Source organism: Nonomuraea terrae (assembly GCF_044465245.1).
GTDB classification, from domain to species: domain Bacteria; phylum Actinomycetota; class Actinomycetes; order Streptosporangiales; family Streptosporangiaceae; genus Nonomuraea; species Nonomuraea terrae.
The window spans coordinates 819,526-836,560 of the sequence record NZ_JBITLL010000001.1; the positions used below are offsets into that span (position 1 = coordinate 819,526).

General features: G+C 71.2%; 10 protein-coding genes. 9 read left to right on the forward strand and 1 reads right to left on the reverse strand.

The genetic code is table 11. The annotated features are described in order from the left end of the window. Window positions 1-86 precede the first annotated feature (86 nt). A complete protein-coding gene (locus ACIBP6_RS03940) occupies window positions 87-1,304 on the reverse strand; it encodes an ROK family transcriptional regulator (RefSeq protein WP_397048478.1) in 1,218 nt (405 codons plus the stop codon). Window positions 1,305-1,538: 234 nt separating this feature from the next. On the opposite strand from ACIBP6_RS03940, the gene ACIBP6_RS03945 reads away from it, so the two are divergent. The 9 genes from ACIBP6_RS03945 (at window position 1,539) to ACIBP6_RS03985 (ending at window position 16,861) form a co-directional block, all read left to right on the forward strand. Next, window positions 1,539-2,717 carry an extracellular solute-binding protein gene (locus ACIBP6_RS03945; RefSeq protein ID WP_397048480.1) on the forward strand — a complete coding sequence of 393 codons (1,179 nt, stop codon included), beginning with the start codon at window positions 1,539-1,541 and terminating at the stop codon, window positions 2,715-2,717. A 70-nt stretch (window positions 2,718-2,787) separates the two neighbouring features. Further along, a complete protein-coding gene (locus ACIBP6_RS03950; RefSeq protein WP_397048482.1) occupies window positions 2,788-3,699 on the forward strand; it encodes a carbohydrate ABC transporter permease in 912 nt (303 codons plus the stop codon). Continuing rightward, window positions 3,696-4,520, forward strand: coding sequence for a carbohydrate ABC transporter permease (locus ACIBP6_RS03955; RefSeq protein WP_397048484.1), 825 nt, complete (start codon window positions 3,696-3,698; stop codon window positions 4,518-4,520). The genes ACIBP6_RS03950 and ACIBP6_RS03955 overlap by 4 nt, the downstream gene beginning before the upstream one ends. Beyond that, window positions 4,517-6,661, forward strand: coding sequence for an alpha-galactosidase (locus ACIBP6_RS03960; protein WP_397048486.1), 2,145 nt, complete (start codon window positions 4,517-4,519; stop codon window positions 6,659-6,661). Before ACIBP6_RS03955 ends, ACIBP6_RS03960 begins: the two co-directional genes overlap by 4 nt. 90 nt (window positions 6,662-6,751) lie before the next feature. Continuing rightward, the gene (locus tag ACIBP6_RS03965; protein WP_397048488.1) at window positions 6,752-7,069 is read left to right on the forward strand and encodes an aminotransferase class III-fold pyridoxal phosphate-dependent enzyme; all 318 of its coding nucleotides are present in this window, start codon (window positions 6,752-6,754) and stop codon (window positions 7,067-7,069) included. Window positions 7,070-8,371: 1,302 nt separating this feature from the next. Next, the gene (locus ACIBP6_RS03970; protein ID WP_397048490.1) at window positions 8,372-8,818 is read left to right on the forward strand and encodes an ABC transporter permease subunit; all 447 of its coding nucleotides are present in this window, start codon (window positions 8,372-8,374) and stop codon (window positions 8,816-8,818) included. 212 nt (window positions 8,819-9,030) lie between these two features. Then, window positions 9,031-11,100, forward strand: coding sequence for a SpoIIE family protein phosphatase (locus tag ACIBP6_RS03975; protein WP_397048492.1), 2,070 nt, complete (start codon window positions 9,031-9,033; stop codon window positions 11,098-11,100). Window positions 11,101-11,249: 149 nt separating this feature from the next. Beyond that, window positions 11,250-14,282: an ABC transporter permease gene (locus ACIBP6_RS03980; RefSeq protein WP_397048494.1), complete on the forward strand. Its 3,033-nt coding sequence runs from the start codon at window positions 11,250-11,252 to the stop codon at window positions 14,280-14,282. Next, entirely contained in the window at window positions 14,279-16,861 is a 2,583-nt protein-coding gene (locus ACIBP6_RS03985; protein ID WP_397048496.1) for an FtsX-like permease family protein, read from the forward strand. Before ACIBP6_RS03980 ends, ACIBP6_RS03985 begins: the two co-directional genes overlap by 4 nt. Window positions 16,862-17,035: the final 174 nt, after the last annotated feature.

The window sequence follows — 17,035 nt, forward strand, 5'->3', positions numbered from 1 at the left end:
GGCTTTCTCGTTGGAACGATCAGGCGAATAATGTCAACAACACTGCCTAATCGGAATCCCGATGATCCAACGGCGGTGTCCGACGGTCAAGACCTCGGATCAATCCCGGGCACTCCCAGCAACGAGTTCACCACCGTGTCGAGGGCCAGCCGGGCTGCTCCGAGGGCCACCGAGTCGGCGCCCATCGTGGAGGTGACCACTTCGATCGGGAACAGGGTGAGCTTGGCCAGCTCGCGCCGGAACGGCTCGGCGACGATCGCTCCGCCGCGCGACATGCCTCCGCCGAGCACGACGATCTCCGGGTCCACCGCCAGCGCGAGGACGGCGGCGCCGCGCGCGAGGACCTCGGCGAACTCGATCAGCACCGCGAGGCTCTCGGGATCCTGCCGGGCGGCGGAGGCGATGACCAGTTCGCCCTCGCGGCCCGCCGCGGAGGCGCTGCCCGCCGCCAGTTCGGCGCCGCGAGCGTGCAGCCGGGCCACCGCCGACTCCCAGCCGAGCATGGGCAGGGCTCCGATCTCTCCGGCCGCGCCGTGCCTGCCCTGGTGCACCTGACCGTCCAGGAGGACCCCAGCGCCGGCCCGGTGACCTGCGAACATGTAGACGATGTCCCGGTGGTTCTGGGCCGCGCCCTTCCAGTGCTCGGCCAGCGCGGCCAGCTTGACGTCGTTGGCCACCGCCACCGGCAGCCCCAGTCCCTCCGACAGCGTGGCGGCGACGTCCACCTCGGTGAACCCGGGCAGGGAGTAGGGGGTCAGCCCCGATCCGGCCTGGCCGGCGGCCACGTCCAGGACGCCCTCCGGCGCCCGCAGCGTTCCGGTCACGCCGCAGGCCGCGCCGGTGATCTCGCTGGGGTCGAGGCCCGCGTCGCGCCAGCACTCCCGCGCGGTCTCCACCGCCGCCTGCAGTCGCTGCGGCGCGTCCAGGTCCGGGTCCAGCTCCCGCCGATGGGACGCCAGCGGGTTGCCGCGCAGGTCGGTCACCACGGCCAGCGTCTTGTGGGCGCCGATGTCGATCCCGCTGACGTACCCGGACTCGGCGCGGAAGCGGAAGTGGCGGGCCGGGCGCCCCGCCCCCCTGCTGTTCGCCTGCCGCGGCGGCACGGTCTCCTCCACGCGGCCGTTCTCGAGGAGCTCGGCGAGGAGATCCTCCGCGGTCGGCCGTGATACACCGATGACCGCCCTGAGCTCACGCAGCGTGAGCGAGGGAGACTTGATGAAGGCACCGAGGGCGGCGGCCATGTTCAGCCGTCGCAACAACGACGAGTCTCCGAGCCGGGCGGCTGCTTGTCTGTCTTGACTCATCCGATCAGGGATCCTTATGCTCGCGGCGGCAATAATGCTAACTTGCCTTCATATTACAGTTTTGCGATCAACGACGCTGGAACACCACCGCTCGGCGACAGCAGCACCGAAGGGACACTCATGGCAGCACGTTGGAGAGGAGCGGTCGCCGCTGCGACGCTCACGACGCTAGCTCTCGCCGGCTGCGCCAGCGGTGGTACGAGCGCGGAATCCTCGTCCGACGGTACGGTCGAGATGACGATGCTCACGTTCGAGACCCCCAACCTGCCCGCCTCGCTGTGGGACTCGGCGATCGCGCGAGTGTCCGCCAAGGTCCCGGGAATCAAGATCAAGAAGCTGGTCACCCCGAACGTGGACCGCACCACCTACGCCAAGCAGCTGGCCAGTTCGGGCCAGCTCCCAGACATCATGATGGCGGTCAACCCGCAGGGATTCGCCGAAGGCGGCCAGCTCGCCGAGTTCACCCCGGAGGAGCTGAAGGACTACGCCTATCCGGAGTCCGGCGCGATCAACGGCAAGGTCTACCAGCTGCCCACCAACGCCCAGCCCCAGTCGCTCCTCTATTACAACAAGGACGACTTCGCCAAGGCCGGGATCGGCAAGGTGCCGACCACCTGGGCCGAGCTCCTCGACGCCTGCGGCAAGCTGAAGACCGCCGGCATCACCCCGATCGCGGTCGGCGGTGGCGGCCAGGACACCTTCGCCAGCATGTACGCGTGGGCGGGCGTCCTCGCGACCGACGTCTTCCTGCAGGACCCGGACTTCAACAAGGAGATCAAGTCCGGGGCGAGGAACTTCACCGACCCCGCCTTCGTCAAGGCGACCGAGAAGATCGCGCAGTTGTCCAAGCTCGGCTACCTCGACAAGGAGGGCACCAGCCGGTCCTACGCCGACCACGAGAAGGCCTTCCGGGCCGGCTCGGCCGCGATGTACCCGATGGGCTCGTGGTTCGCCACCTCCGTGGACAACGACAAGCCTCCGTTCGAGGTCGGCGTCTTCGCCTGGCCGAGCGACGACGGCAAGGCCGTGGTGCCCAACCTGACCGGCGGCGGCATCAGCGTCAGCGCGAAGGCCGAGAACCTCGACCTCGCCAAGAAGTTCGCGCTGGAGTGGACCAAGGACAAGGAGACCGCCGACGCCTTCACCAAGGCGGACGGCACGTTCAACACGGTCGCAGGCTACAAGCCGCCGGCGGACATGGGCCCGCTTTTCCAGGAGACGCTGGCCGTCTACGACAAGGCGGTCAAGGACGGCACGGTGACCCCGGCCTTCTCGATCGAGCAGGGCGACAACGGCCTGCCCGCCGAGTTCACCGTGCCCATCCAGCAGATCGCGGTCGAGCTCCTCGACGGCACCTCCGACGCCGCCACCGTGGCGAAGAAGCTCAACGACGAATACGCCGCTCTTCAGTAGGCGACCACCCGTGAGGGCGGACAACCCCGTACGCCCTCACTCGTCCTTTCATTGAGAGGTCCCTTCTCCCATGCCCGGCTCACCCCGCCACCACCCTCTCCAGGGTGGCTGGCTGCGCAGAGCGCGTGAGTTCTCCGGATTCGCCCTGCCTGGACTCTTCCTGTACGGCGTGCTGGTTCTGGTGCCGATCGTGTGGACCATCGTCCTCGGCTTCACCGACCGGACCCGGTTCGAGCCGCAGACCGGCTGGGCCGGGTTAGCACAATTCAGCCGGCTGTTCCAGGATGACCAGTTCTGGCTGGTGCTGAAGAACACCTTCGTCGTCACGCTGATCGTCGTGATCGTCCCGAACGTGCTGGGGCTCGGAATCGCCCTGCTGCTGAACCGGGAGAGCCTGCTCTACCGGCTGCTGCGCTCGGTGTTCTTCACACCCGTCATTCTGAGCGGCATCGTCGTCAGCGTCATCTGGCAGAGCCTGCTGCGGCCCGACGGCGTGCTGAACGCGATCCTGGTTGACCTCGGCGTGGACAGCGGCCCGCGCTGGCTGTCCGATCCCGACCTCGCGCTGTACTCGATCAGCGGCATCCTCTGCTGGCAGATGCTGGGCTTCTGCGTGGTGGTCTACATCGCCGGCCTCAACTCCGTCCCCAAGGAACTGCACGAGGCGGCGCTCATGGACGGCGCCGGCCCGCTGCGACGCTTCCGATCGGTCACCTGGCCGATGATCGCGGCCTCGGTCACCATCAACACCGTCATGCTGCTGATCAGCGGCTTCAAGGTGTACGAGCACATCCTGGTGCTCACCAACGGCGGCCCCGGGCGCAACGCCACCGCGTCCATCGCCTTCGACGTCATCGAGAAGGGCGTGCGAGGCGACCGGATAGGCGCTGCGGCGGCCGAGGCGACGATCATGCTCGCCGTCATCGTCGCGATCACCGGTGTCGTCCTACGGCTGCTGCAACGTCGAGAGGTACACGTTTGATATCCCGGTTCCAGGTCGTGCGGCCGGTGTTCGCCGTCGCGCTGACCGCGTTGTTCTTCTTTCCCATCTACATCGTCGTCACGGGCATGCTGAAGCCCGCCGACGAGATCCAGTCCTCGCCGCTCGGGCTGCCCGCACCGCTCACGGGGGAGAACCTCGAAGCCGTCTTCGGGCGTGCGGACGGACTGTTCTGGTCGTCGCTGGTGAACAGCGTTCAGATCACCGTGCTTTCCGTGCTCCTGCTCACCCTGTCCTCGGCGATGCTGGCGCACTACCTGGTGCGCTCGAAGGCCCGCTGGACCAAGCCGGCGATGCTGATGCTGCTGGCCGGCCTGATGATTCCGCCGGCGGTGATCCTGCAGCCGGTCACCCAGGTCCTCGACGCCGTAGGCCTGATGAACACCCTGCCCGGCGTGGTGCTCAGCAATGTCGCCTACTACCTGCCGTTCGGCGTGTTCGTCTTCGCCGGATTCATCGGCACCGTGCCGGTGGACATCGAGGAGGCGGCCGGCATCGACGGCGCGAGCCGGCTGCGGATGTTCTGGCAGGTGGTGTTCCCGACGCTGCGGCCCGCCGCCGCCAGCGTGATGATCTTTCTCGGGGTGTGGGTCTGGAACGACTTCCTCAGCCCCCTGGTGATCCTCGGCCCCGAGTCCGGCACCACGGTCACCGTCGGTGTGTACCGCTCGGTGGGGGAGTACTCCACGAACTTCGGCACCCTGTACGCGTTCTCGTTCCTGGCCTCACTTCCGGTGCTGCTGTTCTTCGTGGCCCTGCAGAAGCAGTTCGTGGCCGGCCTGACCGCGGGATCGGTGAAGTGAGGGCCCGCCCGTCCGCGGTGACGTTCGACGCCGATACCGGAGTGCTGCTGCTCGACACCCCCCACACGTCGTACTCGGCGTATGTCGGGCGCGAGGACGACATCCCTGTCCACACCTACTGGGGCCCGCCCATCACCGCCGAGGACGCGGCCTATCTGTCGGCCTCGACCGCCGAACGGCTGGCGTCGGAGTGGGTGTGCTTCCGCTCGGCGGCGAACCGGCACGAGGAGTACCCCCTCCACGGCGGCCTGCAGTTCGGCCGGGCCGCGCTGTCGGTGGAGTTCCCCGGTGCGGTGCGCACCGTCGCGTGGCGGCTCGCCAGGCACGAGATCACCGTCGAGCCGGGCCACCAGGAGCTGGCGCTGTGGTTCCAGGCGCGGCACCAGGAGCTGACGGTGACCCTGCACTACCGGGTCTACGACGACAGCGACGTGATCGACCGGTGGGTGACCGTGCGCAACGACTCGACCGTGGACACCGTCGACGTGCACCGCCTCGACTCCGCCGCATGGGTGACCCCCGAGCAGCCGCGACATCGGATGACCCACCTCACCGGCCGCTGGGCGGCGGAGACGCAGGTACGCCGGACCGACCTCACGGACGGCCACCTCGTCCTGGAGAGCCGTCGCGGCATCACCGGCCACCACGCCAATCCCTGGTTCGCGATCGACGACGGGACCGCCACGGAGGAGAGCGGCCGCGTCTACAGCGCGACGCTGCACTGGAGCGGTTCGTGGCGGATGCTCGCCCAGCGTGAACTGGACGAACCCGCCCAGGTGCTGTTCGGCTGGGGGCACGAAGGCTTTGGCCCACGCCGCCTCGAACCCGGGGAGGTGCTACGGACCCCCGTCAGCTCAGGCCTGTTCACCGCCGACGGGTTCGGCGCGATGAGCCACGCGTGGCACGAATACGCACTGCGCCACGTCCTGCCGAACTCCGGCGACCTGCGGCCGGTGCTGTTCAACTCCTGGGAGGCCACCGGCTTCGACGTCGACGAGGCGGGTCAGCGGGCACTGGCCCGTAAGGCGGCCGACCTCGGCTGCGAGCTTTTCGTCCTCGACGACGGATGGTTCGGCCGGCGTTCCGGGGACCGGGCCGGTCTCGGCGACTGGTGGGTCAACACCGACCGCTTCCCAGACGGCTTGAAGCCGCTGATCGACGAGGTGCACGCGCTGGGCATGGGCTTCGGGCTGTGGATCGAGCCCGAGATGGTGAATCCCGACTCCGACCTCTACCGCGCCCACCCGGAGTGGACCTACCACTACGCCGGCCGCGAACCGCACACCATGCGGCACCAACTGGTGCTGAACCTGGCCCGGCCGGACGTCGCCGCGTGGGTATTCGGCCAACTGGACGCGCTGCTGTCGGCCAACGACATCCAGTTCGTCAAGTGGGACATGAACCGGCCGTTCACCGACACGGGCTGGCCGGAGCAACCGGACCGGCAGGGGCGGCTGTGGCTCGACCACGTGACGGCCGTCTACGGCGTGATCGACGCCTTGCGCCGCAAGCATCCCGGCGTGGCGTTCGAGGCGTGCTCGGGCGGTGGCGGCCGGGTCGACTTCGGCATCATGGCGCGGACGGACCAGTTCTGGCCATCGGACAACACCGACGCGCTGGACCGGCGGCACATTCAGCACGGCTTCAGCCACCTCTACCCGGCGCGAACCATGTCGTGCTGGGTGACGGACCTGCCGACCTTCATCAACAAGCGCCGGGTGCCGCTCACGTACCGTTTCCACGTTGCGATGGCCGGGGTCCTCGGCATCGGCGGCGACCTGAACGCCTGGACGGGCGAGCAGGCGGAGGAGGCCAGGCGGCTCATCGCGCAGTACAAGGAGATGCGCCACATCGTCCAGCACGGCCGCCTGCACCGGCTGGGCGAACCAGGCAGGTCGGCGTCCGCGGTGCAGTACGTGACGGCGGACCGGAAACAGTCCGTCGTGCTCATCTACCAGGAGGCCCAGCAGTACGACAGCAACCCGGCACCGATCCGGCTGCGGGGCCTGGCCCCCGAAGGAAGGTACCGAATCGACCGCGGCGCGGTGCTGTCCGGCGCGCTGCTGATGGGCCACGGGATCACTCCGCAGCTCACCGGCGACTACGCCAGCACCCTGGTCCGCCTCGAGCTCGTGGCCTGACCGCTTTGGCGTACGTCGGGCCATGGGGGACGGACCAATGTGAGCGCCTGCGCGATGGCCAGGTCCACCCCGGCGTCCAGGAGTTCGCCGGTGAACGTGCGGCGGAAGTCATGCGCATCCGGGGCCGCCGTCGCGCTGACCGTCCTCGACGTCATCGAACGCGACAAGCTGGTGGAACGTGCCGCGCGGCCGGGCGGTCAGCTCACCGACCGGCTGCCGCGGCTCCGCCACCGCTTCGACGTCGTCGGCGACGGCCGCGGGCGTGGCCTGCTCCAAGGGATGGAGTTCGTGAAGGCGGCCGCCGATGCCCTGGGCGCCACGCTCGGGGACACCCGTTCGATCGAGTTGCGTCTTACGGCGCTCGCGCAGGCTGACCACACCGAGGCGGGTGCGCATTTCGGCGAGTAGTGCGGCCATTGACGGCTCGTTCGTAGACGGATTCCCGCGTGATGCCGAGTATCTGTGCCGGTTCGCCGAAGGAGTAGCCGCGTGGCTTGTCGTGGTTGATCGCGATGGCGGTGTTCATCGCGTCGCGGATGCTGCAGCAACGGCTCTATGTGGACGAGTCCAACGGGGTCATCGGCCAGTCGCCGGGTGAGTGCGTCCACCATGCGGTGAAGCATCGCGACTTACTCCTCGGTCTCCACGACTCGTTTACGGGGCCGGCCGCGAGAGGTCGTGCTCATGATGTCGCTCACCGCCTTCGTCGATGTGGTGCATGGCGCTGACTCACGAAGCTGAGAACCCGACCACGGGGGCACTTGCAGACATGCTGTGAAATCACCCAGTGGGCCGGGGACACGGGCGGCGCTTCGAGACCGACCAGGGCTGCGTAGAGACGCCGTGCCGTCGGCCACTCGTGGAAGAGCGAGGGGAAACCGGCAGATCTGAACGTCTCGCGCTCCGCCCCGGACGACCGACACCGATCGATGCGACCTGCTCTCGCCTATCTGCCCGGACATCGGAGAGTGACATCATCCGATTCGCAACACGGCAGACTTCTCATCCGACGGTCGCAGGTTCGAATCCCGCATACCTTCGCATACGCCGAGCCCGAGATCACGCCTCCCGTGCGCGTACGGAAGAGCCGGCCGTCCTCGCCGACTTCGAACGCCGCGATGTGCTCCGGGAGGACGGCCACCAGTTCGGGCGGGATGGGCACGGTGCGCGTGTGCTTCGCGTCCCGGTGCTTCAGCCCGCGCTCGTCGTGGGTCTGCCCCGCGTCGGTACCGCCTGTTGCTCTGTGGTCTGGTCTTCTCCAGTGTCAGCAGCCCCCAGCCCCTCTTTGGAAGCCGACAGTCCTTCTGCCCCAGTCCTGCCACCTCTGCAGGGCGAAGACCGCCGAAGTACACGCAGGCCAACGTCGGCGCTCGTGACCGCCCCATGTAGGTCACCGCGGTGAGCAGTTCACGCGCCTGCCTGGGGCTGACCACCGAGCGCCGATCGATCTCGCCGCTCACCTCGGCCTTGCGGTAGACGCCGAACGGGTTGAGCAGTGATGGGAGGATCACCGCCCGCTCGATGCAGACGACTGACCTGGTCATGCGGCGTTCGGTCGGAGCGTTCGGTGCATGCGGTGCGGCGGGCGTGCGGCGCCCGGCCCGGTGTCCCCGCCGCCGTCCGGGACCGGCCCTCAGGCCGCACGCACGGACTGCAGCGGGCGGAGGGCCGGGTGTACGGCGGCGCGCCGCGCCGCCGCTTGAGTACGCCGTGGAGCTGGCAGAGCTTTCGGCAAATCCGCTGCACAAGGTCAAGTTCCTGATACACGTATACGCGCGCGACGCGGTTCCCGACGAGATCCTGGACGCGGCGCGGGCCGACGGCGCGGGTGAGGTGCGAACGTTCCTGCAGGTCGCATTCCCGCTGATGCGGCCCGCGGTGGTCACCGTGCTGCTCCTGTCCGCCGTGGCGTCCTGGAACAACTACTTCCTGCCTCTCGCCATGCTTTCCGACAACCGTCTGTTCCCCGTCACCGTCGGCCTCGGCCTCGGCCTCGGCCTCTGGCAGGGAATCGCCTCGGCGAACAACGCGGGCAGCACCTCCCTCTGGAGCCTCATCATCATGGGCGCGCTCGTGTCGGTCGTTCCCCTCGTCATCGCCTTCTTCACGCTTCAGCGGCACTGGCGCGGAGGGTTGTCCGTCGGTGGCCTGAGGTAGGCCGGTGTCGGCCTTCCAGGCAATCGACCTGTGCGGATGGGCTGAGACGGGAAGATCGGTTACTTGGCGAGCCCCGACCCGCTGAGCTGGCCGGTGTTCTCCCCGACCGCGCCGTTCGTGCCGGTTTGGCGTGATTGTCGGGTTCCCGCCTTGGGTGAGGGGCAGGGGACAGTGACGACCACGGTGAAGAGGTGTCATCGGGGGAAGACGCCATGGAAGACGTCCACGACGCGGGCATCAGCGGGCCGGCATTGGAGTTGTTCGACTCCGTGCCGGTCGCCATCGCGGTGACCAGGGGGCCTGAGCACCGGCTGGTGTACACCAACGCCATGCTCCGGGCGCGGGTCGGTACGTTCCCCATGGGGACGCCGATCAGGCGGGCGTACGCCGGGCCTTCCAAGGAGGCCGACTTCGCCGTCTTCGACGAGGTCTACAGGACAGGCGCACCGAAGGAGCGCACGGGGGCACCGATCTTCGCCGCGCCGAACCGCCGGACCGGGGAAGAGGAGTACATCACCTCCAGCCTCTCCCGTGTCTCCTTCGACGACGGCGAGCATGGGCTGCTCATCATCGTCATGGACGCGACCGAGCAGGTCACCACGGCGCGACGGCTGCAACAGGTCGCCGACGAGCGGCGCCGCCTCCTGCGCCGCTATCAGAGCCTCATACGCGTCAGCGCGGACGTCATCTGGGTGGCCGATCATCAGGGGAGGGTGACCGAGCCGAACCGCGCATGGGAGCGGATCACCGGCCAGTCATGGGAGGAGAGCCGTGGCCACGGCTGGCTGGACGCCATACACCCCGACGATCTCCCGGCCACCATCGCATCATGGCGGCGAGCGGTCAGCGATCAGGCCGAGTGCTGGGAGTGCGTCTACCGCGTACGTACTGAGGACGGTTCTTTCCGGCATTTCGAGGCGCGGGGCGTCCCGGTGCGGCAGGACGGTCACATGGTGGAGTGGGTGGGCACAGTCACCGACATCGAGGAGCAATGGCGGGGACAGCGCCGCAGGATGTTGCTCGACTCCGCCGCCGCGGCGACCACAGACGTGACGAACGTCGATGACCTGCTGGACGCGCTCGCGAACGTCGTCGTGCCCGAGCTGGCCGACGGGTGCGGCTTCTACTGGGTGATCGACCTGTCGGAGGACCTGTCGCGGGGCGGCGACTTCCTGCTGGAACGCGTGGCCACGGCCGTACGTCCCGGCTTGCCGCGGTGGCCGCCGTTCAGCGGGGAACGCCACCCGCCGGGCGGCGGGATGGCGCGGGCGATCCGCCGCCGCCGGCTGTTCCACGAGACCTTCCCTCGCGGGCAGCCTCCGGCGGACCTCCTGCCCACGGGCACCCGGACGTGGATCGAGGCCACTGAAGGCAACTGCGTCGCGGTGGTCCCCGTCGTGGTGGACGGGACGGTTGCCGCGGTGCTCACCGTCTCGACCACCGGTGACCGGCCGCCGATCAGTAAGGGCGATCTGGCTCTGCTGCGCGAGTTGATCGACGAGATGCAGGACCGGCTGAGCAGCACGATGCGTTTTCAGCGCACCCACCGGATCGCGCTGGCGCTGCAGTACAGCCTGCTGGTGGAGCCGCCGCGCGTGCCGGGCCTGCAGATCATCGCACGCTACCGGGCCAGCCCGACCGCCGCGGAGGTGGGCGGCGACTGGTACGACTCGTTCGTGCTGCCCGATGGCGCCACCGTGCTGGTGATCGGTGACGTGGCGGGCCACGACCTGCGGGCCGCCGTCGTGATGGGCCAGCTCCGCAACATGCTGCGGGGCTTGGTCGTGGACCGTCAGGAGCCGCCCGGCGAGATCCTGGCCCGGATGAACGCCGCGATGAAGGCCCTCTACGCGGAGGAGACGGCCTCGTGCGTGCTGGCCCGGGTCGAGCGGTGCGAGGGCGGGTACGAGCTGAACTACTCGGTGGCAGGGCATCCGCCGCCGCTGCTGGTCACCGCCGGCGGCCAGACGCGCTTGCTGGACGCCGCCTGCAACCCGCTGCTCGGCGTCCCGTACGACACGCCGTGCATGTCGGCGCGGGAGCCGTTGCCCCCGGACAGCACGCTGCTGCTCTACACCGACGGCCTGGTCGAACGTCGGGGAGAGCATCTCGACAAGGGCTTCGAGCGGCTGCGCGAGCGAGCCTCGGCGTTGGGCCCGGTGCCGCTGGACACATTCTGCGACGACCTGCTGAGCTTCCTGCCGCGCAAGACCGACGACGACGTGGCCATGATCGCCCTGCGTTGCTCCCGGTCTTCCGCGGGCTACGCCGGTCCGCAGTAGACGGGTGCGCCGCAGGTGCCCGCTGCAACCACTCCACACCTCGGCCGCGGCGCCCTCGGCGGATCACATGCGCGTATCAGGTGCGTCGTCACCCTTGCCCTCAGTCCTGCCGGGCCCGAAGGTCTAGTCATCGGGGAAGGAGACGAACGATGCGGGGGCCGCTGGTCGTCAAGCGGGCGCTCGGCGAGCCGTTGCTCCTCCTGGCCGCGTTCGGCTCGATCCTGCTGACGACGACCACGCTGGTGGCGCTGACGATGTACGCCTCCTCCATCGCCGGCGCCGGTGTGCGCAGGGCGATGGAGACGGCCTCGTACAGCCAGACGACCACCACGATCAGCGCCCATGTCGACGCCGAGACCTTCCCGCGGTACGACCGGATGGTGCGCGACGAGCTCGCCGCGGCCTACGGAGCGCCGCCGGCCGTCACCACCAGCCTGCGCTCGGACTCGTACGTCATGCCGGGGCAGGACGGCAAGGAGCTGCCCGAGCTGCTGCGGTTCGGCAGCCACGACGGGCTCGAGCGGCACGCCCGGCTGGTCGCGGGCAGGTGGCCGCGGACCGGCGGGCAGGCCGTCGAGGCGGCGATCTCGGAGCCGGCGGCCGCGGCAACCGGGTTCGAGCTCGGCGGGGAGTTGGTCACGAAGGCGCGGCTCGACGGGCGCGCGGTCCAGGTCCGCGTCGTCGGCGTCTTCCGGCTCGACGACCCCGTGGGTGAGCGCTGGGCCGGTGAGGAACTGCTGAGCAGGGGCGTGGAGCGCGGCGAGTACACCACGTACGGGCCTGTGATGGTGACGCAGGAGACGTTCGTCGCGCGCTTCGCCACCGGCGTGAGGGCCGTCTGGGCGGCCGAGCCGGATCTCGGCGCGCTGACGCCCGAGCGGCTGCGCCCGCTGGCCGAGGCCATCGGCCGGGTGGGCGAGCGATTGGCGACGGCCGGCTGCGTGAACTGCCTGATCGCCGGCGACCTGCCCGAGCATCTCAGCCGGCTCGACACCGCGTCCCTGGTGGCTCGCTCCATGGTGCTGATCCCGGTGCTGCAACTGCTGCTGCTGGCCGCGTACGCGCTGATGCTCACCGCGCGGCTGCTGGCCGACCACCGCCGCATGGAGGTGGCGTTGCTGCGCTCGCGTGGCGCGGGCACGGCGCGGCTGGCGACGCTGGCGGGTGGTGAGGCGCTGCTGGTGGCGGTCCCGTGCGCGATCGTGGCGCCGTTCCTCGGGCCGCCGCTGCTCGCGTTGATCGGCTTGCTGCCCTGGATCAGGGCCTCGGGGGTACGCCTGACGCCGGCGGCCGATCTCGGCACGTTCCTTGTGTCGTTCGGCGTGGCGCTCGCCGCGGCCGTGCTGCTGGCGCTGCCGGCCGTGGCGGGCGCGCGGCGCACGTACGTGGAGGAGCAGTCGGCGCGCGGGCGCGGCGGCCGGCGCGGGCTGATCCAAGGGTCGGGTGCGGACCTGGCGCTGCTGGCGGTGGCCGCGCTGGCGATCTGGCAGCTCCAGCGCTACGGCGCGCCGGTCACCGCGACGGCGGCGGGCGGGCTCGGCATCGACCCGCTGATCATCTCCGGCCCGGCCCTGGCCCTGCTCGCGGGCGGTCTGCTGGGGCTGCGGCTGGTGCCGCGCGTGTCGCGGCTGACCGAGCGGCTGACCTCGCGCCGGCCCACCCTCGCCCCCGCGCTGGGCGCCTGGCAGGTCAGCAGGCGGCCGCTCACGTACGCCGGCCCCGCGCTGCTGCTCACCATGGCGATCGCGATCGGCGTCGTCTCCATGGCCACCACCTCCACCTGGCAGGCCTCGCAACGCGACCAGGCCGATCACCAGGCGGCGGCCGACCTGCGCCTGTCGGGGCCGTCCGAGGGGCCCGAGCTGGGGGCGCTCGGCCGGGGCACGGCGTTCACGACGCTGCCCGGCGTCACCGCCGCCTCCCCCGCCTTCCGGGCGCCGACCGCGGTGGGCGGCGAGAGCGCGCTGCTTCTCGCCCTGGACGCGGGCAGGCTCGGCGAGCTGTTCCGCCTGCGCCCCGACCTGTCGGCGCGGATGGTGGAGCAGCTGTCCGCGGCGCTCGCCGGAGATCGGGCGCGCCGGCTGGAGCTGCCCGGACGGCCGCGCGCCCTCACCGTGCGGGTCGAGTCACGCGCCGCCGTGCCGGCCCGGCTGGTGCTGTCCGACGCGCTGGGCGTCTGGCGCGACCTGCCGCTCGGCGACCTGCGGGAGGGTGGCAACCGGATCGAGCTCGACCTGGCCCCGCTGGCCGGACGCGCCGGCACGATCACCTACCCGCTGTCGGTACGCGGCCTCGTGGCGGGCGAGCAGGCCGGCCTGAGGCTGACCGGGCTGAGCGCGGACGGCCGGGACGTGCCGGCGGCCGGGGCCGTCGCTCACCCGCGGGGCGTGATCGCCTTCGGGCCGTCGCGGGAGCCCGGGCCGCTGCCCGTGGTGCTCACTTCCGGCCTGGCCGCCACGCTCAAGCTGGACGTCGGGCAGAGCGGGCCCGTCCGCCTCGCCGGCCGGGTCGTGCGGGTCGAGGTCGCCGGCATCGTGACGAGCATGCCCACGAGCGCCCCGGACCAGCAGGCCGTGCTCGCCGACTGGGAGGCGCTGCAGGCGTACGAGCTGGCCGCGGCGCAGCCGTCCCGGCCCGCCACCGAATGGTGGCTCGCCGCCGCCGACACCGCGCCCGCGCGGGAGATCCTCCGCCGCAACCCCCAATGGGACGTGACCGCGGTCGACCGGCGGGAGCTGGCGGCCAAGCTGCGCGACGATCCGCTGGCCGGCGCGCTGCAGGGGGCGCTGACCCTGGGGTTCGCCGCGGCGCTGGGGTTCGCGCTGCTCGGGTTCCTGATGAACGCCGTGGTCGCGGCGCGGGAGCGGCGGGCCGAGTTCGCCGTGCTGCGGGCGCTGGGCACCGGCTCCCGCCAGGTGCTCGGGATGCTGGCCACGGAGCAGGCGTTCGTCATCGGGCCGTCGCTCGTGGCCGGCACCGCGCTCGCCGCGGTCGTCGGGAACCTGGTGGTCCCGCGCGTCGTACTGACCGGGCAGGCGTCGGCGGTCACGCCGGGCGTGCTGTTCCACATTCCGTGGGCGGCCGTCGCCGCGACGCTGGCCCTGGTGACGGCGGTGCTGGTCGCGATCGTCGCCGGGCCGGCCCGGCGCGGGTGGCGGGGACAGACCTTGGAGGAGCGGTGAGAATCCCCCTGGGCGTCCGGGCGCACGCGGGCACGTTGACGCTGCTCGTCGTGCTGACGGCGGTCGCCTGCCTGCTCGTCGCCGGGCTGCCCAGGACGATGCAGGCGTCGTTCGACGAGGCGCTGCGCCGGTCGCTGACCGAGGCCGCCGCGGTGCGGACCGACCTGACCGTCACCGGGGCTCCGGCGCTGCCCCCCGGTGAGCTGCACTCACGCGCGGAGTTCGAGGGCGGCGGCCTCGGCTGGCGCCGGCTCCTCCCGGCGGCGCTGCGGCCCCTGATCGGGCCCGGCGGCCACATCAGCGCCAAGACCGCCCGCACGCCCGTCAACGAGACGAGCTGGACCCGCGCCTTCGTCAACCTCGGCTGGCTGTCCGACGCCGGCCGGCGCGTGGACTGGGTGCGGGGCCGCGCGCCCGGCAAGCCGTCCACCATGCGGTACCTGGGTACGACCATCCCGGTCATCGAGGTGGGCGTCGTGGAGGAGGCCGTGGCCCGGATGGGGCTGCGCGTCGGCCAGACCAAGATGCTCGGCGAGAGCGTGCACACCGCCGCGAAGATCGTCGGCGTCTTCAGGGCCAAGAACCCGGCCGACCGCTCCTGGAGCCACGACGCCGACGTCCTGCACGTCACCAGGGTCGTGCCGGTGGACGGGCCGGAGGAGTTCCACACGACGACGCTGATGTCGGACGACGGGCTGAGCGCGCTGACCAACAAGGCCGGTACCCTGGCCTACCGCTGGGTCCTCCCCCTCGACGGGCGGGCCGCGAGCGCCCTGGACGTGCTGGGCGTCGAAGCCGCGGTCGCCGAGTTCCGGCGGCAGGTGGACATCCGGGGGACGGGCAGCACCAGCTACCGCCTCGTCACCGGGCTGCCCCAGTTGCTCGCCGCATTCCTGGTCGCGTCGTCCGCCGCGCGGACCGTCATGTACCTGGTGCTCGGCGGCCTGCTGACGGTCGCGCTCGGCGTGATCGCGCTGGGCGTGCGGCTGCTGACGGACCGGATGGAGCGCACGATGGCCCTGGCGCGGGCGCGCGGCGCCTCGCTGTGGCAGGTGGCGGCGGCCGGGGCCGGGCTGACCGCGCTCACGGTGGGGCCCGCGGCCCTGGCCGGGTACGCCCTGTCGTTCCTCCTGCCCGGGCCCGTGCTGCCGATCGTGCACCTCGGACCGGCGCTCGTGCTCGTCACCGCCGTGGCCTTCGCCATGGCACGCCTGACGCTCGCGCATCGCACGCCGCTGCGGGAGCGCCGTGCCGACCTGGTCACCGCCCGGCCGTCCGCGCGGCGGGTGACAGTGGAGGCGCTGGTCGTCGTGCTCGCGCTCGCGGGGGCGTACCTGCTGAGGGCCAGGGGGCCGTCCGGCACCGCGCAGCAGGATCCGTTCCTGCTGCTGATCCCGGTCGCGCTGACGCTCGCGGCCGCGCTGATCACCCTGCGGTGCTACCCGTACCCGCTGCGGCTGCTCGTCCGGCTGACCGCGCGGGGGCGGGCGGCCCTGCCGTTCCTGGGCCTGACCAGGGCGGCCAGAGAGCGGTCCACGGGCGCGCTGCCGGTGCTGATCCTGCTGCCCGCACTGAGCCTGTCGGTGTTCGCCGCGGTGGTCCACGACGGGATCACCAGCACGCAGCGGCTCGCGTCCTGGCAGGAGGTGGGCGCGCCGATCAAGCTGACGTCGGTCGCGAACATCCCGCCCGACGCCATCGAGCGGGTACGCCGGGCCCCCGGGGTCGAGCAGGTGGCGCTCGCGCTGACGGGCCGGGTGCAGATCGGGGCCACCGGGGAGCGGCCGTACGCCGTCGCCGTGGACCTGGAGCAGTGGCGGCGGGTCAACGAGGGCGCGCCCATCAGCCTGCCCGCGCTGTCCGGGGACACCTCCGCGCTGCTCTCGCCCGCCGTGGGCAGCCGGGGCGCCTTCGAGATCATGTGGCTGGCGCCGGTGCGGTTGACCGCCCAAGGCGTGATCGACGCGGTGCCCGGCTTCTACTCCAGCGGGCAGTTCGTCCTCGTGTCGCGGGAGGTGCTGCCCTGGCCGGCGGCTGACACGTTGCTGATCAAGGGCGACATCTCGCCCGCCGAGCTGGCGCGGCTGGTCCCGTCGGGCGCCGTCGAGACGCAGGAGGCGGCGCTGGCGGCCATCCAGGCCGACCCGCTCACCGGGACGGTCCGCACGACGATGGTGGTGGTGACGGTGGCGCTGGGGGCGTACGCGCTGGTCGCGATCGTCCTGTCGCTGGCCGTCGGGGCGGCCGGGCGGGCCAGGGCGGTGTCACTCCTGCGTACGCTCGGGCTGTCCGACCGGCAGGCCCGGCGGCTGACCCTGCTGGAGTCGCTGCCCGTCGTCCTCGTCACGGCGCCGGTGGGCCTGGCTCTGGGGCTGGCCCTGCCGGCCGCGCTCGGGCCGGGCGTGGACATGTCCGCGTTCGCCGGTGACCTGCCCGTCGCCGATCATCCGCCTGGCCTGCTCACGCCCGTGGCGCTGGCGGCCGGGCTGGGGCTGTGCGCCGTGCTCGGGGCGTACGCGCACACCGCCATGAGCCGCCGCCGCAACCTCGACGCCGCCCTCCGCGTGGGCGACCCCTGAGCCGTGGCGCGGCCGCTCGGCATCAGCCGCAGCGGCCCACGGTGGCGGCAGCCACGCGTCGGCGCGTGGCGGCCGCCACTCGCCGGCGCCGCTCTCCTCGCTCGGCGACGAGTACGCAGCGAGCTCCACCGCGGGTTCGATCCCATGCCGACCTGGACCTGCCTCCCTTCCCCG